Raw genomic sequence first — 24,801 nt, 5'->3', positions numbered from 1 at the left:
TAGCATTTGCTATCCTTATAACTGTTTGTTCGTAGATTTTTTCTTGTTTATATAAAATGTAATAATAGCCGCAATGATGAAAATAGGTATAGCATACGCTTGCCCAACAAACAACTTCCAGCCAATATGATTATAACCTTCAGATGCTGGAGCAATCATAGCGATTACGCAAACGATAATATAGAGTACTAGTGCAGGGATTATATTTTTCATTTGTTCACCCCCTTTTCATAAAATCATCACATGTATATTTGTATAATACATTATAAATTGAGATAAGATATAGGTTTATCTAATATTTATGTAAATAAAAGGGTTGTTTTTAAGTGGAATAGAATAGGTGTATGTAGAATGATATAGGGGTGTTATATATAATGAACAATATATTAAATCGAATAAAGAAAGATGTAAATATAGAATTATTGAATGGGCTATGGCCTGGTTTTAAGAGGGCTGCATTTGCATTATATAATGATGAGCATGTGTATGTATTTCATCATCCATTATTTTTGAAAGATGATGGTGAATATGCCGTTTTAAAGTGGGATGACCAATTTAAAGGGGATACATGTATTCTATTCAAAGATTATCCAACTGCAATCGTGAATATGAATAGATATAAAGACTATGAAAGTTTACTTGCGATTGTGGTGCACGAACTTTTTCATTGCTATCAATATTTGAATAAAGAAAGTAGATTTCCAAATGAATCTATAGGATTTCAATATCCTATAATAGAAGAAAATATAGAATTGCGAAATAATGAACGAATGTGTTTATATGATGCGGTGCATTGTAAGTCACAAGCTGAGAAATATAATTATATTAAGCAATTTATTGAACTAAGAGAGCAAAGAACTAGTTTTATGAAAGAAGAGTTTATAACATATGAGTGTATGGTTGAAAGTATAGAGGGGCCTGCTTGGTATGTAGAAATGAACGCTTACAATGCAATATGCGAAAAGGATGAAAGCGAAACATTACGAAAATATAGCGGATTTATTTTAGATGCATATGAAGCTAATGATAACATTAGGAAGAGCTGCTATAGCTCAGGAATGCTTTTATGTTTATTATTAGATGAAATCCTTCCTAACTGGAAAACGAGCTTCTTTAATAGTGATAAATCGTTATATGCTTTTTTAAAACAAAATCTAAATGTGGATTTGAGTTTTAATAATGAAATTGCAATAAGTAAAGAAACGAAGCAAATCCTTCATTTTGTTCAAAATGAAAGAGACAAGGATTTTAAACAATTCTATAAAGAAAAAGGGTATCATCTGTATATTGTAGGAGATATAAAATTAAATTCGTTTAATCCAATGAATGTAAATTTAAACGGAAATAAAGCATTACATAAAACCTTTTTAAGCGTGAGTATACATAATAAAACATATATGATAGATCAACCTGTTTTAGCATCTTTTGAAGAAGATTTTAAAAATATGACACAAGTTCATATTATAATGAATGAAAAACCGATAGAAACAAATAATGGATGGAACGTAGTGGGTATTGGTGATATAGAAGCTGAATATGAAGAAGAAGATAATTCTATATTTTTATATTTAAAAAAACAGAAGTGAGGTAAGAAATAACGATGAAAAGGTTATGCATAATTCCATGCGGAAAAAAGAAAATTTGGGATAAGTATCCAGATTACGGACCTATGGAGGCAAAGGATGTATATATTAGCCCGTTCGGAAAAGCATGTCAGGCGTATGCAACTATGTTTTTCGAGAATTGGGTTATCTTATCGGCGAAGCATGGATTTTTAAGACCCAATGATATTGTATTAGAAAACTATGATCTTGCCTTCGATTCAAAGAGCGATGAAATTATTAGCATGGAACAATTAAAACAACAGATGATTGAAAAAGACTTGCTTCAGTTTGATGAAATTGTTTTGCTTGCAGGCAAGAAGCATAAGAAAGTAGTGACACAATTATATGCAGAAGAAATTATTACGTATCCGTTAGCAGGATGTAAAGGAATTGGGTATATGTTGCAGAGGTTGAAATGGGCTGTCGGGGAAGGGAAGGAATTATAAGGAATGGTATTATAGATGTGATTGGTCACAAGACCGGTCACATTTTTATAATCTTTTCTAATTCATCAGATATTGATTTGTCCATACTAGGTAATACATGAGAATAGATATCGAGCGTTGTTTTAATTGATGCATGCCCTAAGCGTGATGAGATTAGTTTCACATTCACGTTTTGTTCAATTAACATCGTCGCATGTGTATGTCTTAAATCATGTACTCTAATTTGTGGCAAACCAACACGTATAGTCGTTTGTTTGAAAAAATAACGAAAATTACTCCCTTAGAAGAAAAGGCGATCACAGAGAAACAAACATTCTACAGAGAAGAAACGAAAGAAGTTGTCACGGAAGAGAAATTATGTAAGCTTCATCAATCGATTGAGGATGGGACCTATAAAGAACCTCCTAAAATTATAATTACTGACGAAGACGGAAATAATAGTGAATATAATACCGATGAACCAATTAGTAAATACGATTGTCATGATTGCGTGATGAGACAAGTAGATTATGAAACTATTAAAGTACCATACGAAGAAGATGTTGTTATAGGTTTTGAGCCTGATATTCTAAAAACTGTACTTTAGAGGTTTGTCCAGATTTAATTTATGATCCTGTTTTCAAGGATAGGAAGTGGATTAAATTAAAACCGGAATTACCACCACAACCAGAACCCGAGCCATCTGAAATGGATAAACTAAAAACAGAACTAGAAGTAACTAAGGCGGCAATGGCTGAATTCATCATGCAGCAAACATTGAAAGGAATGTGAATGTAAATGGCTGAATTTATGGCGATGATGATCATTCAAGGACATTACACGTATCAACAAGTAGTAATTGACGGTCCTATGTTGAAGTACAAGGAACGTGTCGACGCTTACCTAACTAAAGAAGGAAGAGAAGATTTAATTACAAGCGCGCAATAGTGGGCTTTTTATTTTGCGAAAAAGGAGTGGAAAGATGGATCGTATTGATGTATTAATGAAAACATGTGTAGTCACATTCGGTGGCTTCTGTGGGTATTTCTTGGGAGGATGGGATACGACATTGAAAGTTCTGGTTATCATGGCAGCTATCGACTATTTAACAGGAGTAATCGCAGCAGGATTTAATGGAGAGTTGAAAAGTAAAGTTGGATTTAAAGGCATCGCCAAAAAGGTGGTGCTTTTTCTTTTGGTCGCAGCAGCAGCTCAAGCAGATGCAATTGTAGGAACAAATAGCGCACTTCGTGAAGCTACAATCTTTTTCTTTATCGGAAATGAATTACTTTCACTTTTAGAAAATGCTGGGCGTATGGGAATCCTGTTACCTTCAGCGTTAACAAATGCAGTTGAAGTTTTAGGTGGTAGGAGCAAAAAAACAAGCTCTGAATATGATAATAAAAAAGGAGATGTTGAATAATGGGTTATATTGCAGATATTTCCAAGTGGAATGGAGACATTAATTGGGATGTAGCAGGACCGCAATTAGATTTAGTAATTGCACGTGTGCAAGATGGTTCGAATTATGTAGACCCTTTGTATAATGGATATGTACAAGCGATGAAATCAAGGAATATTCCTTTTGGAAATTATGCATTTTGTCGTTTTGTATCTATCAACGATGCCAAGAAAGAAGCGCAAGACTTTTGGGCTCGTGGTGACAAATCAGCTAAGTTTTGGGTAGCTGATGTTGAAGTGCAAACAATGAGTGATATGCAAGGTGGGACACAGGCGTTTATCGATGAACTACGCCGACTAGGAGCTAAAAAGATAGGGTTATATGTAGGGCATCATACGTATGATTCGTTTGGAGCGCGTAATATACAAGCTGATTTTGTATGGATTCCGCGATATGGTGATAATAAGCCAGCGTATCCTTGTGATATTTGGCAGTACACTGAAACTGGAAATGTACCTGGCATTGGTAAGTGTGATCTTAACTCACTTATAGGAGATAAACCTCTTTCATGGTTTACTGGAGTAAATGAAACAATTGCAAATAGTCAATATGATTCTAGTTGGTTTACAAAACAAGACGGTGTATTTAAGTTAAATACATCTATTAAACTTCGTACCGCACCATTAACTGATGCTCCTGTTATTGCTACACTGAATACAGGTGATGAAGTGAAGTATGATGCATTCGGTTATGAAAAAGATGGATATGTTTGGTTACGTCAAAAACGTTCGGATGGTTATGGTTATATTGCAAGTGGTGAGACTAGTAACGGAAAACGTGTTAGTAGTTGGGGTTCATTTAAATAAAATAATAAGAGCCGTCCTGTTGGGCGGCTTTTTTATTTCTCCTATTCAAAAAATTATTTATTCATTGTGTTTAAAGCTTTATCCATTTGGCGCTCATTAGCTTGAGTAGCGCTACTTGTTGCGTTTTCTGCACCACGGTAATTATATTTAGAGTTTTGCCAGAAATCAAAAGCAAAAAATAATAAAAAGAGTACGTTAAGTACTCTTTAATTTTCTAATGTTATATTCCATCTTGAACAGATTTTTTTACGATTTCCCACGAGTCTTGTTTTTTGATTTTTAAAGCTACATTAGTTCTGGTAGACTCCTTATAAAAGATATATCCATCGTTTGAGTTTACATATGCCAATGGTTCGCCTATGCAATCTCGTAAACAAGATGTATTGATAATCTCAATTAAAGATAGTTCGCTCGGATCGGTTTTACTTGCATCTATCATAGTATTAACATCTGTTTTACGGTAACCTTGTAAGTTTACATGGAAACTTTGTTCAATTTCACCTGTAATACTAGTATTCATTACTTCAACTGAATTTTTCTTTTCTTGAAGAAATCCGTTTTCATAAAGTAATTTTGTATATCCAAGCCATCCAATTAAAACTAGCATAATAAACATACTAAATATTTTAAGTGTTCGAAGCCGTTTGCTAACAATTGTTTCTGAGTATTTCATTCAGTTTAATCCTCCAATGTTTTTAATTTAAACTATGCCTAGATACATATTTTTAGAAGAGAGATAGAAGTTAACGAGTCCTTGAATCAAAAAAGAAAGCATCCGAAGTTAGATGCTTTCTTTTTTGAGTATTTTTCGCTATCTGTTCGTTACTTGTTTCATAAGTGGCCTAATTTCTTTAACGGGTGGTTTTTTATCATAGGCATCAACGTAAGAGAAATAGTAATTTAAGTTTCTGAGAAGACCTTTTCCTATTTTAGCGCTCAAGAACGGAAATACTTGTCCAGTATAATCATCGAGAGATTTACAGTAATATTTTTCATCTAGATAAATACTGTATTTACATGTTAGTTCTACTAGTGAGTTCCCTTCATCATCAATTACTTCTTTAGAATCAATAATGTCTATTAATGCGAATTTTTCATTTAGATAAACTTTCTTCTTTTTCTCGTGTTTATTTGTGAGGATAAATACGAGACCAATGGCGTTAATCAAAAGATTTCCTCCTATAAAAAACGGATATTAATAAAATATATCGATATACGTTAAATGTAAAGAGGAGAGGTGAAATTTCATTGATAGAAAGTTTTATAAGCCGATTTGTTTTTTCAAATCGGCTTATTATTATTGAAACACTTGTGGGAATTGTTTTACGATTGCATTTGTTATCATATCAGCCATTTCTAATGCTTCTTTTTCAATTTTATCGTATAGTTTTACGCTTGCTTCAAAATCTTTATTTAGGAAGGCAAGCGCTTCTGCTTTCGTAAGTGCTAAATGTTCATAAAACATTTTTCTGAATTCTTCTTTTTCTATATATGGATTGATGCTAGTAAGAAACGCCACAATTTCATCACCATTAGCGTACCATTTTTTCTCTATAGCGGCAGCTGCATTTTGATCACCAGCTTTTGCGGCTTTAACTAGATCCGCTGCAATGACTAAGTGGTCTTTAATTAATGCACTATATTTTTTTACAGCATCTTCACCATAGAATGGTTCAAGTGACAATCCCATATGTGTTGCATTTTGAAGAAGCCGCCCAACTGTAACGTTTACGTCTGGTAAATTAAAGACAATGCTAATAATAGCTAATCTCGTCCAAGCGACATGTTGTTCCCATAAAGAACGCATATAACCTTTTAAAAAGTTCTCGTTTTTACTAATTCGGTAATTACGTACAGATGTATCAAAGTGTACATAAGGGTTATGATAGGGGGAGTAATACGATTGCCAATAAGAATACATAAACGGTAACACTCCTTTGAACATGTATAACTCAAAGTATGATGGGAATTTATTTTTAGTTACGTGTCCTAAATTAATTTCAGAAATTGATATGGAAAAAGATGAAGAATTTTATTGTGGTATATATAAATAAAGTGAATATAAAAATAAACAAGGCTCTGCAAGGGAAGTTGCAGAGCCTCAAAAGGGTATTGCCGAGATGTCGGACTCGACTACGTAATATTATCATAAAATTCGCTTGAAAAAACCTGGTAAATGTGTCCAAATGAAAGTGGATCTTTAATAAAGTCAAAGGGATCAGCTTCCCGCAGCAGATCCCATTAACTAGATAATGTTGATGAGCAAAAACTCATCTGGAGTACTTTTATAGTAATAAGTGAAATTCGTTTTGTGTATTGAGAAAAAAAGAATTACTTCAATAAATGTTAAGAACTTATATTTTACATCTCGTTATTATCATCATTTGTTGTGAGTGGAGTATGGTTATAAAATAGAGAAAAGATTTACAAGTGTATCTAAAAGTGTACTGAAATATATAATAATCAAAAAAGACCTGCTTTTATAAGCAGGTCAACTAAAGGGGTTTATCCAACAGAATATTTCATATGATAACAGCTGTATTATAGTAAGTCTATAAGGTATATATTGAGAAAATTATTATGAATGATATATATCACACTCATTAACGTCTAAAAAGTTGAGATAGAAAATGAAAAAATTTTCTATAAGAAAATAATGGCTTGTATTTATAATACGATTCATATTTCCACGCATCATGATTCGCGAATTGGAGTTGGTTCGGTACTGTTTTCTGCTTGATGGAACTAATATTCTGCTGCTTCATATAGTAACCTCCTGAATTCATATGTATAAGATTAGTAGTATTCAAGGAAGAGTAATAAAATGTATATTTATTTTGTAATTCATTTTATATGTGCTTTATTTATGTTTTAAAATTTATAAACATAAATAGCCATTAAAACACCGTTGCTAAACAACCTTTAAAATGTAGAGAATCATAAAAAAATGAAAAAGCAAGCTGTTTGTCATGTATTCATCACTTTCATCACGCATAAGTGATGATATAATAGAAATAGATGAAAGATAAAGAAAAGCAGGTGACTCTTTTTTGTTTACAAAAGCACAAGAACTTTTAGCGTCTTATTTCGGTTATTCGTCATTCCGAAGAGGACAAGATGAAACAATTAAAAATGTATTAGATGGGAAAGATACGGTTTGTATTATGCCTACGGGTGGTGGTAAATCAATTTGTTATCAAATTCCCGCATTAGTATTTGAAGGTACGACATTAGTTATTTCACCTTTGATTTCACTTATGAAAGACCAAGTAGATACATTAATACAAAACGGTATTTCAGCTACTTATATTAATAGTTCTATTTCTATTACAGAAGCGAATCAACGAATTCAATTAGCGAAACAAGGACATTATAAGTTACTTTATGTGGCGCCGGAGCGACTTGATTCAATGGAGTTTGTTGATCAACTTATCGATATGAAAATCCCGATGATTGCAATTGATGAGGCACACTGTATTTCGCAGTGGGGACATGATTTCCGTCCAAGTTATTTACATATACATCGCATATTAGATTATCTTCCAGAAAAGCCGCTCGTATTAGCATTAACTGCTACGGCTACACCACAAGTTCGTGAAGATATTTGTAACACGCTTGGAATTAATCAAGAAAACACGATTATGACAACGTTTGAACGCGAGAACTTATCATTTACTGTTATTAAAGGACAAGATCGTAATGCATATTTAGCGGATTATATTCGTCAAAATCAAAAAGAATCTGGGATTATATATGCTGCTACTAGAAAAGTAGTTGATCAATTGTATGAGGATTTAATGAAAGCGGGAGTTTCGGTATCAAAATACCATGCTGGTATGAGTGATACCGATCGAAATGAGCAGCAAGAACTCTTTTTACGTGATGAAGTAAGTGTAATGGTGGCAACATCTGCATTCGGGATGGGGATTGATAAATCGAATATTCGTTACGTTATCCATTATCAACTGCCAAAAAATATGGAAAGTTATTACCAAGAGGCAGGACGTGCAGGGCGTGACGGTTTAGATAGTGCATGTATATTGCTATATTCTTCTCAGGATGTGCAAGTACAGCGCTTTTTAATTGATCAATCGACAGGTGAATCTCGATTTTCAAATGAACTTGAAAAACTGCAAAATATGACTGATTATTGTCATACAGAACAATGTTTACAATCATTTATTTTGCAATACTTTGGAGAAGAACCGAAAGAAGATTGTGGCCGCTGCGGAAATTGTACGGACGACCGGGAAAGTATCGATGTGACGAGAGAATCACAAATGGTTCTATCTTGTATGATTAGAACGAACCAACGATTTGGAAAACAAATGATTGCACAAGTTTTAACTGGTTCGAAAAATAAGAAAGTTATTGAATTCAATTTTCATACTTTACCAACATACGGGTTACTATCAAATCGTAGTGTAAAAGAAGTAAGTGAATTTATTGAGTTTCTAATTTCAGATGAGTTAATTGCAGTAGAACATGGTACGTATCCAACATTAAAAGTTACGGAAAAAGGGAAAGAAGTATTATTAGGTAAAGAGAATGTTTTACGTAAAGAACGAGTAGAGACAAGACAAATTGTTCAAGATCATCCTTTATTTGAAGTACTTCGCGAAGTACGTAAAGAAATTGCGCAAGGAGAAGGTGTACCTCCATTCGTTATTTTCTCTGATCAAACGTTGAAAGATATGTGTGCAAAAATGCCACAAAGTGACTCTGAACTTTTAACTGTGAAAGGGATCGGCGAACATAAACTTGTGAAGTATGGTTCTCACTTCTTACAAGCAGTTCAGCACTTTATTAAGGACAATCCAAACTATGCTGAAACAGTTAAAACAGAAGTGGTGACAGAGCGGAAAAAGTCAGGGAAAGCTTCAGCAAATTCTCATTTAGAAACGTATGAAATGTATAAACAAGGCATTGATCTAGATGGAATTGCGAAAGAACGTGGCTTATCAAGACAAACAATTGAAAATCATTTAATTCGCTCTTTTGAAGATGGAATGGAAATAGACTGGAACAGATTTGTTCCTGCAGAATATGAATCACTGATTGAAACTGCCGTGCAAAATGCAGAAGGTGGTCTGAAATCAATTAAGGAACAACTTCCAAATGAAGTGAGTTACTTTATGATTCGTGCATATTTACAATTTAGAAAGTAGAGATATATAAAGGGGATAGGGGATATATGCATCACGTTTTCGTGTATGGCACATTAAGAAAAGAGCAAACGAATGCTCATTTTATGCAAGGTGGAAGATGCATCGCAGATGGAGCATGGACGTATGGTAAATTATTTGATACAAACGAGGGGTATCCAGCGATGATTTGTTCAAATGAAGATAAAGTATATGGAGAAGTTTACGAAGTGAATGATGATGTTCTGCAAAAATTAGATGAACTGGAAGAATACACAGGTAATGTAGAGAGTAATTTATATGACCGAATCACCGAAACGATTTATTTAGGCGATAGAGAAATACGTGCATTTGTGTATGTCGCTCAAGATAAAGAGATGCTAAAGAAAGTTATCATTTCTGGTGATTGGGTAGAGTATCAACAAGAAAAATAATAGCAGTCATAGAGCAGATAGTGGTAGCATCCATTATCTGCTTTTTATATTGGTACTTTAAAATTTCTTATTATTTTGATAAATTATAAATATAGGGAATAATAATGATTTTTTCATGGGTGTCAGAAATTTAGTTTTTCACCTGTAGAAGAAAAATCAATTGCAGGAGGAGAATAATAATGAACGAATTAGATGTGAGAGAATTTTACGAAAAACAATTCGAACTATCCCATTACAATATCAATACAGAAAGCTGGTTAGAGCAAGTTGCTAAAGAAGTTAAAGAGCAAATTGGACATCCATTTCAGTCGATGTTAGAACTAGGTGCAGGAAATGGCGGATTTGCAAGGGCGATGTCTAAGTTACATGTAAAGATGACTACGGTTGAGCTTGTACCAGAGTTAGTTATGTTTGCAAAAGAGCATTCTACTAATGATATTGCTATTCATTGCGCTGATTTTTATAAAATTAATTTTGAAGAAAAGTTTGATGTTGTTAGTTATTTAGATGGATTTGGTGTAGGAACAGATGATGAACAATTAATTCTATTAAAACGGATTAAAAATTGGATGAGGGATGATGGATGTGCACTTATTGATATTTATCAACCATTGTATTGGAAAAAGGTAAGTGGACAAGAAATGACCTTAAGTTCAGCTATGCGAAAATATGAATATGATAGTATAAATGAAAGAATGTTAGATCATTGGTGGCATCCTAATAATTCAAATGATATAGTTACACAGTCTTTACGTTGTTATACGGTAGATGAGATTAGCAATCTATGTGCTGAAGCTGGTTTAAGTATTGTAGGATTCTTCCCAGGAGGAGCATATGATTTTGAAAAACGAAAATATAAAGAATTAGCAACTTTAAATGAATGTTTGGCGTATCGAATTAAAATAAAGAAGAGTAGAGATTAATCTCTACTCTTCTTTATTTTAGAAAATTCTTACTAAAACTATTGACTTTATAAATGGATTTTTAATACAATTGTATTTCGACTGAAAAATTAGAACGGACAGGAGGGAATCATCAAATGAATAACATTTTTGAAGAAGAGTTACAAAGGATGAAAGATACATTACGTACGATGGATGATCAATTAGAACAGCTCGAAAACATTCCGGTTTATTATGGCGATGATTTTAAAGAACAAATTCTAGAAAGTATGAGGGAGTCTAATAGACAAAACTTACGTATTGGTGTGCATGAGCCATACTTTGGGAGACTAGACTTTCAAGAGGATGGCAAGGAAGAAGTTATGCCGATCTACATCGGTAAAGTAGGTGTTTCACATAAAGACACAATGAAACCAATTGTAATTGATTGGCGGGCACCTGTCGCAAGTATGTTTTATTCATTTACCGGCGGAGATGAATTAGCGTTTTATCAATCACCAGACGGATTAGTTGAAGGTGATGTGTATTTAAAGCGAAACATCTCGATCCGAAAAAGAGAACTAGAACGTGTTGTTGATACATATGTAAAAGGAAATGAAGATGTCTCACATGCCGATGATTTTCTTCTATATCGATTAGGTGAGAATAAAGATAATAAACTAAAGGATATTGTTTCGACAATACAATCGGAGCAAAACGATATTATTCGTGCGGAAAGAAACTTACCATTATTAATTCAAGGGGTTGCGGGAAGCGGAAAAACAACGATCGCTTTACATCGCCTTGCTTTTTTAATTTATGAATATCGTGAACAATTAGAAGCTGAGAGAATGATTGTATTCGCTCCGAATAGTCTTTTTTTAGACTATATTTCGAGTGTGCTTCCTGAATTAGGTGTAGGGAATATTAGTCAAACAACATTTCCGGATTGGGCATTACGTACGTTAGATGATTCTGTGAAACTAAAGCAGACAGAAGAAAAGTTGAAAGAAGCCTTTTCAATTAATCGTGATGAAGAAAAGGTTATACTCGGTAAATTGAAAGGAACACTGGAATTTAAGTCGTTTATTGAAGAGAGAATGATTCAATTTGAAAATGAATTAGTACCAACAAGTGATTTTGAGGCATGGGACAAAGCAATTATTCCAGTAGAAGACATAAAAAAATGGATGCAAGTGGAATATAAAAATTATCCATTAAAGAAAAGAAGAGAAAGATTAGTCGGCCGAATGAAGCGCTGGATTGAAATTGAACTGAAAAAGTATGGAGAAACAAACGAGAAGAAATTATTAAAAAAAGAAGCGACAAAGAAATTGAACACTTATATGAAGTTTTGGCCGAAAATGAGCCCACTTTCACTCTATAGTTCAATATTGAAAAGTAAAGAAATACTCGAAGTATTGCCTGAAGTACTTGTGAAAGAAACTGAAAAGAGTTGTCGTAAAAAAGAAGTGTATGTAGAAGATTTACCAGCTTTAATTTACATACATCACCGCATAACAGGTATTGAAATCGGACAGAAATTCCATCACGTCGTTATTGATGAAGCGCAAGATTTCTCACCATTCCAAGTGTATGTATTAAAAGAAATTACACTAGGTAATTCTTTCACTATATTAGGTGATTTATCTCAAGCAATTTATGATTATCAAGGGATTGAAGATTGGGGTGCTTTTAAGGAAGTATTCCAAGAAACAGGTTATTATGAACTGACGAGAAGTTATCGTTCTACAAAAGAAATTATAGAATTTGCGAACGAAATAATTAAAAATGCAGAGATTCCAGTTGGGCTCGCAACACCAGTTTTTCGCAGTGGTGAAGATGTTAAGGTAATCCATGCAGAAGATCAATTTAATGAGATTATGAAGACGTTAAAACATCTACAAAACGAAGATGTGAAAACCATTGCGGTAATAGGAAGAACAGACGATGAATGCCGCGATATATATGAGAAATTAACAAAAGCAGGATTGGCCGTAAACGTCATTGAAGCAGATCAAAGTAAATATGAAGGTGGTATTTCAGTAGTACCTGTATACTTGGCAAAAGGGCTAGAATTTGATGCTGTTCTATTAATCGATGTTGATGAAGAACATTATAAAAATACGAAACATGATGCGAAGTTACTATATGTCGGATGTACAAGATCGCTCCATGATTTATGGATTTTCCATAGCGGAGAAGCATCGTCTTTAATAAAAGGATTAAAATAAATATGAAAAGCAAGAGGGTTTTCTAGTAACAAAAAGAAGAACCTCTTGTTTTTCTATATAAAGACTTGGAGAGAAACTAACTATGATTACAAAGGTAATAACAAAAAGAAATTGGGAAATCGCAAAGGTAGATGGAGAAGTTAATGAAGCTTCACTTAAAGAAGAGGGATTTATTCATTGTTCATTTTTACAGCAAGCTTTAAAAGTTGCTGAAAAATATTTTAATCATGAAGAAGATGTTTTATTACTGACAATCGATCCATCCTTAATAAAAGCAGAAATAAAATACGAACTTGCTTCTAACGGTCAAGAATATCCGCATGTATATGGAGTAATTCATATTGAGGCAATTGTAGGTGTTACCCCATTTACTAAAGAAAAAGGAGAGTTTATATTACACGAGGTACAAAATTAAGATTGTAATACCGTTTAAATTAACAAGAAAAGCACAAATTATATAGTTTGTGCTTATTTATTATCTATTTTTTGTAAATACGCATTGTTTTTATCACACTAATACTGTACGATACATAGTATAAAACATATACTGTATGACATATAGTAATGGAAATGAGGTGAGTGAATGGATGCTTTATTAAATTCGTTAATTACTGAACTAAGAAGAGGTACATTAACATTAGCGGTTTTAAGCCAGTTAAGAACACCGCAGTATGGGTATTCACTTGTCCAATTATTGGAACAATCAGGGATCACAATCGATCAAAGTACTTTATATCCACTACTTCGCCGATTAGAAAAACAAGAGCTAGTGACGAGTAGTTGGGATAAAACGGAGAGTAGACCGCGTAAGTATTACGTTTTAAGTGAATACGGATTAGAGATATTTTTGCAGTTAAAAAAGGAATGGATAAAGGATTCGAAAGAACTTTATAACCTATTAAAGGAGGAGGACAAAAATGAACTTGATTGATATTTACGTCGAGGAAGTAGCGAAGAGATTACCTGAAAAAAATCGTGAAGATATTATTCTTGAACTACGGTCAACTATCGAGGATATGTTACCTGATGAGTATAATGAGGAAGATGTAAAGAGTGTCCTTGAAAAATTGGGAAGCCCAGTTTCATTGGCTAATGGGTATCTGGATAGACCGATGCATTTAATTGGACCACGTTATTTTGATGTATATACGACGTTATTAAAAATGATTATACCAATTGCAGCTGTAATCGCACTCATTGCAATGGTTGCAGAAAATTTTGTAGGATATGATGGTGAGCAAGCGGTATTAAATGTTATTTTAAATCTGATAGGTAAAGGAATTGGGGAAATTATCGAAGTAGGCCTCCATGTATTTTTCTGGTTGACACTTGTATTTGCAATTTTAGAAAGAACAGATAAAGACAAAGGTACTCAACCGTTGACGACAAGTTTAAAAAAATGGACGCCTGATGATTTGAAAAATACTTCGTATGTTCCAAAGAAAAAGTCGATCTCAAAGTTCGAAGTATTTGGCGGGTTAATGTGGACGGCAATATGGGCATCACTTTATTTTTATGCGAACCATCTTGTAGGTGTATATCATGGTACAGAAAGCGGATTGAAGTTTGTCGCGGCAACTTTTAATCAAGATGTGTTACTTCAGTATTGGTCAATCGTTGTAATTGTGATTGTGTTTGAAATAGGTATATCTTTTTATAAGTTAGTACAAGGACAATGGACGAAAAAGCTGGCAATCGGGAATGCTATTCTTCAAATAGTTGGAACAATAGTATTCATTGTAATTGTAGTAAATCCGCATTTATTTAATGAAGGATTTATTACGTATGTAGCAAATGTGTTTACTACTTCTCCAGAGGAATTTAAAACGTGGTTAATTGGTGGAGGTATTATCATTTACATTTTATCTGCTGCATTAAATATATTTGATGGTTTCCGAAAAGCTCGTATTCGTATGTAGGAGTGAAATGAAAGAAGATATACTTTATGAAAGGAAGAACGCGATGATAAGGGAAGCAAGGAAACAAGATGTAACATACATGTTAGATATTTATAATGATGCTATATTGAATACAACAGCCATCTATACGTATAAACCGGTAACCCTTGAAAATAGAATAGATTGGTATGAACAAAAAAAGGCTAACGGCTATCCGATTTTAGTATGTGAATTAGATAATAAAATAGTAGGATTTGCGACATTTGGCCCGTTTAGAGCTTGGCCTGCCTATAAATATTCAATTGAGCATTCTGTGTATGTTCATAAGGAATATAGAAAAAATGGGATAGGAACTTCTTTAATGAAAGCATTGATCACAGTTGCAAAAGAAAGGGAATATATGACCTTAATTGCTGGAATTGATGCAGAAAATGAGAAAAGCATTGCCTTACATGAAAACTATGGATTTGTTCATGCGGGGACAATTAAGAAGGCTGGCTATAAGTTTAATAGGTGGTTAGATTTAGCTTTTTATCAATTGGAGCTTAATGGTCCTAAAATGCCTACGGAAGAATAGATATTTGCGTTTTGCTTAGTATTTATTTTAGAAAGGTAGCATGGAGAAATTACATGCTATCTTTTTTATTGTATGCATACATATCAAGTAACAAAAAAGGTTTTATACATTCTATATCGAAATTTAAGAATGTAATAAAACAATATAAAAAGAGGTGCGAATATGCAAACTGTCATTGAAAGAATGAAAGAAATACAATCTGGTCAAGTTGGAGTGATTGTGTCTTCTACAAAATCTGAAGATATAATTGCCTCCTATAATAATGAACTATATGTTCCTTTAGCATCAGCAGCAAAAGTGGCAATTGGATTTGCAGTAGCAAACATGGTAAAAAACAAACAAATTAGTTGGAATGATATGCTTCACCAAATTAAATTTAATCCAAAAGAAGATAGTGCACAATTATATCCACATTTGCAAGAAAGAGATACAATATCACTCAGTAAAGCTGTTGAAGTGATGATAGCGTGTCATGACAGTTATATTGCAAAGGCGATTGTATTGCACTGCGGAGGATGGGATACTGTTAGAAAGTATGTTTCAACGTACTTCCCTAACATACATGTTAAAGAAAACCCTAGAGATGAACAAAATGTTGGAGAGTTAAATGAAATACATTCACTTTTAGTGCAAATTTTTCGAGGGTATAAAACTGAGCCGGAATTATGGGAACCAATAATAAATGGAATGGTAAGGCAGCAAGAAGAATATGAGGGGATACCGCATAATCATTTAGCACATATGACAGGTGGATTATCAAAAGCTATAATAAATATTGGTATACTAGGAGTGTTTAATGAATTTCCACTTCTTTATGTTATTGGAGGAAAAGATTTGCCTAATCGATTTGAAAATAAAGAAGCCGATGAAACTATTGCATCAGCTTTGAAGTACATATACGACATATATAGTGAAAGTATTCTAGGGGGCAAGTAATTGAAAAGAAACTTAAAAACTTCAACAATCATCATATTAATTTTAACGATTATCGCTATGGAAGTTGGAATCGCGATTTACGATCATAATCTGTCATTAGATACGATTTACTTTGCAGCAATCCTCATTTGTATTGTATTGCTTTTTGGCACACGTGCTTCTGAAGAGAAAGCAAGTACATCGAAACAGAGACGAAGAAAAACAGCACTTATATTTTGGCCATCTATTTTATTGTCTATCGTTAGTTTTGCTGTTATAAGTTATATAAGAATAGGCTATGTCTCTGTGCCAGGGATAATTGGCTTTTCATGCTTTGTTACTTATGGTGGATTCGTGTTTATTACTATTTTAAAGAGAAAAAGTAAAAATTAAAGATAGCTTACTAAGTTGAAAGGAAGAAATATATGAAACACATAGAGAATGGTACTCGCACTGAAGGAGAATACATAAAAAATAAAGTAATTCAATATAACATGTCGATTTTAAGAGATGAAGCAAAACAGCCGATGGAGCAAGTAAGTTTCGTAGTAAAAGATGAGGATGGAAAAATCTTTGGTGGGGTAACAGGTACGATGTATTTTTATCATCTTCATATAGATTTTTTATGGGTTGATGAAACAGTTCGTCATGATGGTTATGGCAGTCAACTGTTACATAAAATCGAAGACATCGCGAAGGAAAAAGGGTGTAGATTAATATTATTAGATTCATTTAGTTTTCAAGCACCAGATTTTTATAAAAAGCACGGCTACCGAGAATATGGTGTTGTTGAAGATCATCCTAAAGGACATAGTCAACACTTTTTAGAGAAGCGGTTATAGTAATAGTATTCGTGCTCTAGAAGAAAAATTGATTTTAAAAGCATCACCAAACAAGGTGATGCTATTTTAATTTTAAAGCAACTACTCAAGCTGATGTAATTATGGGGACAAATAGTACGATTCGTATAGCTATGATTTTCTTTTTTAATGGAAATGAGTTACTGTCTTTGTAGAATACACTTGTCGTATTTACTATATGTACTAGCAAATACTATTGAATTTTTAGGAGAGGAAGAGCAATAAGACGAGCTCTGAATATAATACTAATAAAGGCGGTGTTAAGCAATGGGTTACATTGTAGATATTTCAAAATGGAACGGTAACATTAACTGGGATGTAGCCGCTCCACAACTAGATTTCGTAATTGCTAGGGTACAAGATGGATCAAATTATGTAGATCCTTTATATAAAAATTATGTCCAAGCAATGAGAACTAGAAATATTCCATTTGGTAACTATGGATTCTGTCGCTTTATTTCAATTGCTGATGCGAAGAAGGAAGCGCAAGATTTTTGGAATCGCGGTGATAAGAGTGCTACAGTTTGGGCTGCTGACGTAGAAGTGAAAACAATGGATGATATGAGAGTTGGTACACAAGCTTTTATCGACGAGTTACGCCGATTAGGTGCTAAGAAAGTTGGCTTATATGTTGGGCATCATGTATATGAGCCTTTCGGTATGGCGGTAATAAACCAGCATATCCTTGTGATATTTGGCAATACACCGAGACAGGTAATGTACCAGGTATCGGCAAATGTGATTTAAATCAATTAATAGGAAATAAACCACTTTCCTGGTTTACTGAATCAGTACCAAAACAAGAGAATGTACAAGCACAAGTTTCTAAACAAAACATCATTCAATCAGGTGCTTTCTCACCATATGAGGCTCCTGAAGCTATGAAAGCTTTAACATCAGTTAAAATGACTGCTACCTTCATTTTACAATCGGATGGCTTAACGTATTTTATTTCGGATCCAACTAGTGATGCGCAATTAAACGGTATGAAAGGCTGGCTTGATCGAAAAGGTTGGTGGTATGAAATTAAATAAAGATAAAAGCCGTCCTATTGGGCGGTTTTTATCTTTAGCCAATTTAATATATTATGTGCTATTTTTAATATAGAAGAAATAGGAAAGGATGAGAGAGAGACTGTTTATATTGCAAGTGTAATATCTATATTATAAATTAATTTTACAATGGGTTTAATAACCGGCTGGATTCAATAGCTTATATTGAAGGGAGTAAAGTAAGACAAAACAAATATAATGAGTAATTTGATGGGAGAAAGAAAATGTACACGTATAAATTGCAACATGAACAACCAATCTGCGTAGGCAAAATAAGAAAACTTTATGACTCTGTCGGTTGGTGGCCAGAAAGAAAAGAAATCGATATTCAAAAAATGTTAAAGAATAGTATAGCGATTGGGGTATGGGAAGAAAATGAATTAATCGGATTTGCCAGGGTTGTTTCTGATGGTGTTTTTCGAGCGTACATAGAAGATGTTGTTGTGCATGAGATTGTAAGAAATAAAGGGATTGGAGAGAAGATGCTTACAATGTTACTTCAAGAGATTTCTCATGTTCATATTGTTAGTCTATTTTGTGGAGAGAAATTAATAAAGTTGTATGGTGAACACCAATTTCAAGCGACGAAACAAATTGTAATGCATCGTAATCAAATAGTGAAAGAATAAGAGGTGCCAATGAAAATGAATGTAACAAGAACATATTGTTTATCAAAAAGAAAAGCGACTGAAGATTCTCCTGATGGTTGGAATGCAACATGTATGAGGCTTAATAATAAAATATTTGCGATAATAAACCATGAAGAAGGAGAAAAAGCTGCAATTACTTTAAAATGTGATCCAGAACTTGCATTAAGATTAAGAGAAGAGTATCCAGAAGCAATCATTCCGGGGTATCATATGAATAAAAAGCATTGGAATACAGTGTATATACATAAAGATGTAGAGCAAGAGCAAACTAATAAGATGATTGATTGGTCATATGATTTAGTTCTACAATCATTTTCAAAGAAAAAGCAGCAAGAGTTATTAGATTAATATGTATAAGGGGTGGAAGTAATGAAAGACACGATCAAAGATACATATGATAAATTAGCGAGTACATATAAAGAAAATCTAGACTTGGCAAATCCATATAACAGTTATTATGAAAGACCAGCGATGATGGAGATGATTCCAAAGAATTTAGAAGGGAAGAGTATATTAGATGCTGGATGTGCAGCTGGATGGTATACTACTCAATTTGTAGAAAGGGGAGCAAATGTTACTGCAATTGACGTAAGTTCTGAAATGGTAAAAGCTGCAAAGGAAAGTACGGGTAATAAAGCAACGTTTCTTTGTCATGATTTGCAAGAAGTATTACCATTTGAAGATAATACTTTTGATGTTATTGTAAGTTCGTTAACGCTTCATTACTTAGAAAATTGGAATAAAGTATTTCAGGAGTTTCATCGAGTATTGAAGCCAGGTGGCGAATTTATATACTCCATTCATCATCCTTTTATGGATTTTACAAAGTTTACTAGTGAAAATTATTTCGAAAAACAATTATTAGTAGATACTTGGGTTAAACCAAATATTACAATAGAAGTTAGCTTTTTTAGAAGATCACTCCAAGACATAATTAATGAAACAACAAATTATTTTGTGTTAGATAAAATGGTGGAACCGAGGCCGGTTGAAAAAATGAGAGAAGTAAATGAAACATCATATCATTATCTAAATACAAATCCACATTTTCTTATTATGAAAGCCATTAAAAAATAGGTAGTAAAATAATTATATTTTACTACCTATTTACAGTTTTTAATTACATATTAGGAGATTTTGAGATGAATAAGAAACGAAATAGATTATTATATGCGCTATTTACTATAGTTATAATTATTTTAGGTCTTAGCTCAAGAAAGTTAGCTTTTGCGTTACCTCATCTATTAAACGCGTACTTAGGTGATGCTTTATGGGCATTGATGATTTTTACTGGATTCGGATTTTTATTTCTTAAAATAGACACGAAGAAAGTGGCTTTTATTAGTTTGTTATTTTGCTACGGGATTGAAGTGAGCCAATTGTATCATGCTGAATGGATAGATAGCATTCGTGCAACGACTTTAGGTGGACTCGTATTAGGTTACGGATTTTTGTGGAGTGATTTAGTTGCTTATACAATTGGTGTTGGGATTGGGATGTTTTGTGAGTTTATGTTACAGAAGAAATAATAGATTTAAACAGGGGTATGTATGAAAAAAATAATATTAATAGGTTCTGGTGGTTCAGGGAAATCTACATTAGCAAGGCAGTTAGGGAATAAATTAAATATTAAAGTACATCATCTTGATGCGTTATTTTGGAAACCGAATTGGGAAGGTGTACCGAAAGAGGAGCAAAGAAAGGTTCAAAATGAATTAGTTAAAGAAGATGAGTGGATTATTGATGGGAATTATGGTGGGACAATGGACATAAGAATTAACGCTGCTGATACAATTATCTTTCTTGATATTCATAGAACAATATGTGTTTATCGTGCTTTTAAAAGGGTTGTACAATATCGGAATAAAACAAGACCGGATATGGGGGCTGGATGTGAAGAAAGGTTTGATTTGCAATTTTTTAAATGGATATGGCAATATCCTAAAACGAAACGACCTTCAATTTTAAAGAGGCTAAATCAATTGAGTAAAGATAAAGATGTTATTATTTTAAAGTCTTCAAATGAAGTAAGACTATTTTTAGAGAAGTACGATACTATAAATAGTTAGATTATAAAAAGAAATAACATGGGGGGATAGAATTGAATAAATTCATTGGCCCGGTTGATTCTAATATGGTGAAAATTCCAGCAGGAAAAGTAGAATTAAGAGATGATCGAATAAAAAAACAATGGCAAGTTCAAGTTAAACCGTTTCTTCTTGCAAAGTATGTTGTAACAGCGGAATTATATTATGCTATTATGAATCTTGCACTAAATGGTAATGAAAATAGTAATAAACCAGTTGTAAATATTTCATGGAATGATGCTATTATATTTTGTAATTTACTTTCCAAAAAAGCGGGATTAAAAGAATATTATTCTATTAGTGAAGATGGTCTAAATGTTAGTTGTAATTTAGATTCAAATGGCTACCGATTACCTTTTGAAGCAGAGTGGCAATATGCGTGTAAGGCAGGAACTACGGGATACATATATGGAGAACTGAAAGAGATTGCTTGGTACAATGAAAATTCAAGTGGACATATTCATGAGGTCGGAAAAAAAGAACCGAATGCATGGGGACTTTACGATATGTTAGGAAACGTTTGGGAATGGTGCTATGATTTATATGATGAACAAGTGTACGGATCATACCGAATTTTCCGCGGCGGTAGCTGGGCTGAAGCAGCTAGAGGTTGCGGTGCGACTTGTCGTCGCCGTAGTCATCCTACATTTCATATAGGTGACCTTGGGTTTAGGCTTGCTAGGTCCATTTAGAAGAATAAGACAAAATACCTATAATACTAATAGCAACATAGACAAGATTTAAATTAAGGAGTGTTTAAAGTGGCACGTGTTTTATTCATTAGTACTGGATCAGAAGGACATATAAATCCAACATTGCAAGTTGTAGAAGAATTAGTTTCGCGCGGAGAAGAGGTAGTTTATTTTTCAATAGAAGCTTTCAGAGAACGTATTGAAAAAACAGGGGCTATTGTAAGAACAATTGATGACCAAAGGTTTATAAAAGCATTTCTTTCCGGTGGCCGAAATTATTTGCAGGAAAGAATAAACGGCCTTCTACATACAGCAGATGTTATTATACCAAGTGTTCTTGAACAAATTGAAGGAGAATATTTTGATTACATCATTCATGATTCAATGTTTGGCTGTGGCCGTTTAATTGCTCAAATTCTAAAGCTTCCAGCAATAAATTCATGCACATCGTTTGCACAGGATGAAAGATCATTTGAACAAATGTTAGACCACTTGTCTAAAAATATCCCAGTGGAAGTTCAAGATAAAATACATAATGATTTTGAAAGTTTAACAAAAGGAATTGCGGAAAAATATGGTGTTGAAATAAACTCACCGTACGAAGTTTTTTGTAATCCAGCGCCACTTACTATTGTGTATACAATAAAGGAGTTCCAACCATTTGCAGATATGTTTGATGAAACATTTAAATTTGTAGGTCCATCTATCTCTACACAAGTAAAAAATGAAGAGTTTGATTTTACTACAATTAAAGAAAACAGCGCGATTTACATTTCACTAGGTACTGTTTTTAATGATGCACTTGATTTTTATAAACTTTGTATGAAGGCGTTCGAGAATAGTAATCAAACTATTGTTATGTCTATTGGTAATAAAACAAAAATAAGTGATTTAGGTAACATTCCTAAAAACTTCATTGTGAAAAACTATGTACCACAAACGAAATTACTCGCATATGCAAAGTTATTTATTACACATGGCGGGATGAATAGTACACAAGAAGGATTATATAACGGGATTCCACTCATTGTAATTCCGCAAAGTGCAGATCAACCAGTAATCGCAAAGCAAGTGGAGAATCTCAGAGCTGGGATTAAGTTGTCTATGAAGGAATTATCTGAGGAACAACTACGTGAAAGTGTAGAAATCGTATTAAATAATCCTTCATTTAAAGAAGCAGCTTTGCATTTGAAGGAGTCATTTCGAAAATCAGGTGGATATAAGCAAGCTGTTGATGAAATTACTACATTTGCAGGCCAGTAATAATTAGAAAATTATACATGAGAAGTGTCAATTTCATTGAAATGTTAAATATTCATTTTTATAAATTCAGACCATAGTTTTACGTGTTAGTAATGCTTTCACAGTTTCTGCACAACTTCTGCAAGTGTTTTGGTGATTTCTATGTCATGATATATTCATTAAGTGAAATATATCACATATAAAGAAATATATTTTCACTGCGGTGTATGCATAACTAACACATACATCGATGCAAGATTGTCTCTTGTTATTCTTTTACATCAAAGCCCACATTACACTATGAAGTATAACAAGAAGGGGACAGGAACATGAATAATCGATTTTTAAAACAACTACAAAATATGAAAATGAACAAAAAAAGCCTAGGAGCTATTGCATTTACAGCTGGAATTATCGGTACGACACTTATTCCTCAAAACGCATACGCGCACGGTTTTGTTGAACATCCTAGCAGCCGATCTGCTTTATGTAGTCCAACCTATGGTGCACTAAATGTAAACTGCGGAAGCGTTATGTATGAACCACAAAGTTTAGAAGCTCCAAAGGGATTCCCGCAAGGTGGCCCAGTTGATGGGAAAATCGCTTCTGCAGGGGGTAAATTTGGTGGTATTTTAGATCAACAAACATCAGATCGTTGGTTTAAAAATACAATCACTGGTGGAGAAAATACATTTACTTGGAAGTATACAGCACCTCACTTAACGAGCAAATGGCATTACTATGTTACCAAAAAAGGATGGAATCCAAATAAAGCGCTCACAAGAGCAGATTTTGAACCAATTGGAACTGTACAACATGATGGTTCTGCAGCCTCAAATCATTTAACTCACAAAATCAATATACCTACTGATCGTAGTGGATATCATGTGATTTTAGCAGTATGGGATGTAGCTGATACAGCAAACGCATTCTATAATGTAATTGATGTTAATCTCATTAATGATGTGAAACCAGATACAGAAGCTCCGAGTATTCCAAATGGAATTCATGCACAAAAAGTAACAGCGAATAGTATAGAACTAGCATGGAACACTTCTACGGATAATGTAGGGGTAAAAGGATATCAAATCTTCCGTAACGGAGAGATGATTGATACAGTACCAGGCACTCATTTTATTGATAAGAAATTACAACCAAGTACAGAATACTCTTATACTGTAAAAGCAATTGATGCAGCTGGCAATGTATCGAATGAAAGTACAGCGCTTACCGTGAAAACAACAGTTGAGGCTCCTGATACAGAAGCACCAACACAACCAAAAGGATTACATAGTATGGGAACAACAACGTCAAGTGTGGATCTAATGTGGAGTCCTTCTGACGATAACATTGGTGTAGACCATTACGATATTTATAGAGAAACAGAAGGATTAATGAAAAAGATTGCAACATCCAACACTACTTCTTATATGGATAAAAATTTACTCCCTACTACTACTTATAAATATGTAGTGAAAGCTGTTGATGTAGCTGGAAATGAATCTGTACAGAGTGAGATTTTCACAATTACTACAAAAACTGAAAGCGCTTCATATGAAGCGTGGGATGCAAAGAAAGCATACAAAAAGGGCGATAAAGTTCTACACGAGGGGAAAATTTATGAAGCAGTCCAGATTTATAAAGGAAATGGGGATCCAAACTGGATTTATGCCTTATCATTATGGAAAACAGTATAAGTTTTACCTAGGTATGAATTAATAGATAATGGGCTTTGATGCAATAGGAAACCTTGAGAATTCACTTTTCTGTTTATAAAAAAGACGACGTTGAATACGTCGTCTTTTTTTCTAAATGTCACTTTCCTTCATTAAATGATG

General features: G+C 33.5%; 29 protein-coding genes and 3 pseudogenes. 26 read left to right on the top strand and 6 right to left on the bottom strand.

Annotation, left to right across the window (positions count from 1 at the left end):
- Positions 1 to 15 precede the first annotated feature (15 nt).
- Positions 16 to 213 carry a DUF4017 family protein gene (locus QCI41_RS04095; RefSeq protein ID WP_046959667.1) on the bottom strand — a complete coding sequence of 66 codons (198 nt, stop codon included), beginning with the start codon at positions 211 to 213 and terminating at the stop codon, positions 16 to 18.
- Positions 214 to 374: 161 nt separating this feature from the next.
- Between QCI41_RS04095 and QCI41_RS04090 the strand changes: the two genes are divergently transcribed.
- Both QCI41_RS04090 and QCI41_RS04085 read left to right on the top strand, forming a co-directional pair.
- Complete coding sequence (locus tag QCI41_RS04090) at positions 375 to 1,586, top strand: peptide ABC transporter permease (RefSeq protein ID WP_353838247.1); 1,212 nt, start codon at positions 375 to 377, stop codon at positions 1,584 to 1,586.
- A 14-nt stretch (positions 1,587 to 1,600) separates the two neighbouring features.
- Positions 1,601 to 2,050, top strand: a complete 450-nt coding sequence (locus tag QCI41_RS04085) for a DUF6884 domain-containing protein (RefSeq protein ID WP_215561519.1) — start codon at positions 1,601 to 1,603, stop codon at positions 2,048 to 2,050.
- A gap of 37 nt (positions 2,051 to 2,087) precedes the next feature.
- Here the strand turns inward: QCI41_RS04085 and QCI41_RS04080 are convergent.
- Positions 2,088 to 2,324, bottom strand: a pseudogene (locus tag QCI41_RS04080) (tyrosine-type recombinase/integrase); the annotation flags it as partial.
- Between QCI41_RS04080 and QCI41_RS04075 the strand changes: the two are divergent.
- The 4 genes and pseudogenes from QCI41_RS04075 to QCI41_RS04060 form a co-directional block, all read left to right on the top strand.
- A pseudogene (locus tag QCI41_RS04075) lies at positions 2,262 to 2,761 on the top strand (hypothetical protein); the annotation flags it as partial. The pseudogenes QCI41_RS04080 and QCI41_RS04075 overlap by 63 nt on opposite strands.
- A 66-nt stretch (positions 2,762 to 2,827) precedes the next feature.
- Positions 2,828 to 2,977, top strand: coding sequence for a hypothetical protein (locus QCI41_RS04070; protein WP_353838248.1), 150 nt, complete (start codon positions 2,828 to 2,830; stop codon positions 2,975 to 2,977).
- A 34-nt stretch (positions 2,978 to 3,011) separates the two neighbouring features.
- Entirely contained in the window at positions 3,012 to 3,452 is a 441-nt protein-coding gene (locus tag QCI41_RS04065; protein ID WP_353838250.1) for a phage holin family protein, read from the top strand.
- Positions 3,452 to 4,297 (top strand): GH25 family lysozyme, encoded by an 846-nt coding sequence (locus QCI41_RS04060; protein WP_353838251.1) that lies wholly within the window; start codon positions 3,452 to 3,454, stop codon positions 4,295 to 4,297. The genes QCI41_RS04065 and QCI41_RS04060 overlap by 1 nt, the downstream gene beginning before the upstream one ends.
- A 220-nt stretch (positions 4,298 to 4,517) precedes the next feature.
- Here QCI41_RS04060 and QCI41_RS04055 read toward each other — a convergent pair whose 3' ends face one another.
- The 4 genes from QCI41_RS04055 to QCI41_RS04040 form a co-directional block, all read right to left on the bottom strand.
- Positions 4,518 to 4,970: a hypothetical protein gene (locus QCI41_RS04055; RefSeq protein ID WP_353838252.1), complete on the bottom strand. Its 453-nt coding sequence runs from the start codon at positions 4,968 to 4,970 to the stop codon at positions 4,518 to 4,520.
- Between the two features lie 138 nt (positions 4,971 to 5,108).
- On the bottom strand, positions 5,109 to 5,465 hold the full coding sequence (locus QCI41_RS04050; RefSeq protein ID WP_000606238.1) for a hypothetical protein: 357 nt from the start codon (positions 5,463 to 5,465) through the stop codon (positions 5,109 to 5,111).
- 129 nt (positions 5,466 to 5,594) lie between these two features.
- Positions 5,595 to 6,218: an acetylglutamate kinase gene (locus QCI41_RS04045; RefSeq protein WP_137052833.1), complete on the bottom strand. Its 624-nt coding sequence runs from the start codon at positions 6,216 to 6,218 to the stop codon at positions 5,595 to 5,597.
- 682 nt (positions 6,219 to 6,900) lie between these two features.
- A complete protein-coding gene (locus QCI41_RS04040; RefSeq protein WP_353838253.1) occupies positions 6,901 to 7,062 on the bottom strand; it encodes a hypothetical protein in 162 nt (53 codons plus the stop codon).
- A gap of 285 nt (positions 7,063 to 7,347) precedes the next feature.
- Here QCI41_RS04040 and recQ point away from each other — a divergent pair, with 285 nt between their 5' ends.
- The 20 genes and pseudogenes from recQ to QCI41_RS03940 all read left to right on the top strand — a co-directional run bounded on the left by recQ (position 7,348) and on the right by QCI41_RS03940 (position 24,660).
- Complete coding sequence (gene recQ / locus QCI41_RS04035; protein ID WP_353838255.1) at positions 7,348 to 9,465, top strand: DNA helicase RecQ; 2,118 nt, start codon at positions 7,348 to 7,350, stop codon at positions 9,463 to 9,465.
- A 26-nt stretch (positions 9,466 to 9,491) separates the two neighbouring features.
- Positions 9,492 to 9,875, top strand: a complete 384-nt coding sequence (locus QCI41_RS04030) for a gamma-glutamylcyclotransferase family protein (protein WP_353838256.1) — start codon at positions 9,492 to 9,494, stop codon at positions 9,873 to 9,875.
- Positions 9,876 to 10,054: 179 nt separating this feature from the next.
- On the top strand, positions 10,055 to 10,798 hold the full coding sequence (locus QCI41_RS04025; RefSeq protein WP_353838257.1) for a class I SAM-dependent methyltransferase: 744 nt from the start codon (positions 10,055 to 10,057) through the stop codon (positions 10,796 to 10,798).
- Between the two features lie 116 nt (positions 10,799 to 10,914).
- Positions 10,915 to 12,990, top strand: coding sequence for a HelD family protein (locus QCI41_RS04020; protein ID WP_353838258.1), 2,076 nt, complete (start codon positions 10,915 to 10,917; stop codon positions 12,988 to 12,990).
- A gap of 82 nt (positions 12,991 to 13,072) precedes the next feature.
- Positions 13,073 to 13,405: a DUF952 domain-containing protein gene (locus QCI41_RS04015; protein WP_106101908.1), complete on the top strand. Its 333-nt coding sequence runs from the start codon at positions 13,073 to 13,075 to the stop codon at positions 13,403 to 13,405.
- Between the two features lie 168 nt (positions 13,406 to 13,573).
- Positions 13,574 to 13,921, top strand: a complete 348-nt coding sequence (locus QCI41_RS04010) for a PadR family transcriptional regulator (RefSeq protein ID WP_060486712.1) — start codon at positions 13,574 to 13,576, stop codon at positions 13,919 to 13,921.
- Positions 13,908 to 14,909: an HAAS signaling domain-containing protein gene (locus QCI41_RS04005; protein ID WP_353838259.1), complete on the top strand. Its 1,002-nt coding sequence runs from the start codon at positions 13,908 to 13,910 to the stop codon at positions 14,907 to 14,909. Before QCI41_RS04010 ends, QCI41_RS04005 begins: the two co-directional genes overlap by 14 nt.
- Positions 14,910 to 14,952: 43 nt before the next feature.
- Positions 14,953 to 15,465 (top strand): GNAT family N-acetyltransferase, encoded by a 513-nt coding sequence (locus tag QCI41_RS04000; RefSeq protein ID WP_098190857.1) that lies wholly within the window; start codon positions 14,953 to 14,955, stop codon positions 15,463 to 15,465.
- Between the two features lie 162 nt (positions 15,466 to 15,627).
- Entirely contained in the window at positions 15,628 to 16,401 is a 774-nt protein-coding gene (locus tag QCI41_RS03995; RefSeq protein ID WP_353838260.1) for a serine hydrolase, read from the top strand.
- The gene (locus QCI41_RS03990; RefSeq protein ID WP_088081345.1) at positions 16,402 to 16,773 is read left to right on the top strand and encodes a hypothetical protein; all 372 of its coding nucleotides are present in this window, start codon (positions 16,402 to 16,404) and stop codon (positions 16,771 to 16,773) included.
- Between the two features lie 32 nt (positions 16,774 to 16,805).
- Positions 16,806 to 17,222 carry a GNAT family N-acetyltransferase gene (locus tag QCI41_RS03985; RefSeq protein ID WP_060486717.1) on the top strand — a complete coding sequence of 139 codons (417 nt, stop codon included), beginning with the start codon at positions 16,806 to 16,808 and terminating at the stop codon, positions 17,220 to 17,222.
- A gap of 285 nt (positions 17,223 to 17,507) precedes the next feature.
- Positions 17,508 to 18,274, top strand: a pseudogene (locus QCI41_RS03980) (N-acetylmuramoyl-L-alanine amidase C-terminal domain-containing protein).
- A gap of 242 nt (positions 18,275 to 18,516) precedes the next feature.
- Positions 18,517 to 18,921: a GNAT family N-acetyltransferase gene (locus QCI41_RS03975; protein ID WP_353838263.1), complete on the top strand. Its 405-nt coding sequence runs from the start codon at positions 18,517 to 18,519 to the stop codon at positions 18,919 to 18,921.
- A gap of 15 nt (positions 18,922 to 18,936) precedes the next feature.
- Entirely contained in the window at positions 18,937 to 19,290 is a 354-nt protein-coding gene (locus QCI41_RS03970) for an MmcQ/YjbR family DNA-binding protein (RefSeq protein ID WP_353838873.1), read from the top strand.
- 21 nt (positions 19,291 to 19,311) lie between these two features.
- Positions 19,312 to 20,019: a class I SAM-dependent methyltransferase gene (locus QCI41_RS03965; protein ID WP_060486720.1), complete on the top strand. Its 708-nt coding sequence runs from the start codon at positions 19,312 to 19,314 to the stop codon at positions 20,017 to 20,019.
- Positions 20,020 to 20,084: 65 nt separating this feature from the next.
- Positions 20,085 to 20,471, top strand: a complete 387-nt coding sequence (locus tag QCI41_RS03960; protein ID WP_353838264.1) for a ribosomal maturation YjgA family protein — start codon at positions 20,085 to 20,087, stop codon at positions 20,469 to 20,471.
- 21 nt (positions 20,472 to 20,492) lie between these two features.
- Positions 20,493 to 21,011 carry a DNA topology modulation protein gene (locus tag QCI41_RS03955; protein WP_000720547.1) on the top strand — a complete coding sequence of 173 codons (519 nt, stop codon included), beginning with the start codon at positions 20,493 to 20,495 and terminating at the stop codon, positions 21,009 to 21,011.
- A 65-nt stretch (positions 21,012 to 21,076) separates the two neighbouring features.
- Positions 21,077 to 21,721, top strand: coding sequence for a formylglycine-generating enzyme family protein (locus tag QCI41_RS03950; protein WP_483299068.1), 645 nt, complete (start codon positions 21,077 to 21,079; stop codon positions 21,719 to 21,721).
- Positions 21,722 to 21,790: 69 nt separating this feature from the next.
- Positions 21,791 to 22,984, top strand: a complete 1,194-nt coding sequence (locus tag QCI41_RS03945; protein WP_353838266.1) for a macrolide family glycosyltransferase — start codon at positions 21,791 to 21,793, stop codon at positions 22,982 to 22,984.
- A 308-nt stretch (positions 22,985 to 23,292) separates the two neighbouring features.
- Positions 23,293 to 24,660: a lytic polysaccharide monooxygenase gene (locus QCI41_RS03940; RefSeq protein WP_353838267.1), complete on the top strand. Its 1,368-nt coding sequence runs from the start codon at positions 23,293 to 23,295 to the stop codon at positions 24,658 to 24,660.
- Positions 24,661 to 24,801 lie beyond the last annotated feature (141 nt).

Origin of the sequence: Bacillus cereus group sp. MG4 (assembly GCF_040460055.1) — a bacterium.
Taxonomy (GTDB): domain Bacteria; phylum Bacillota; class Bacilli; order Bacillales; family Bacillaceae_G; genus Bacillus_A; species Bacillus_A wiedmannii.
Note: the sequence above shows the minus strand (reverse complement) of the source record. Positions and strands in the feature narration are given on the sequence as shown.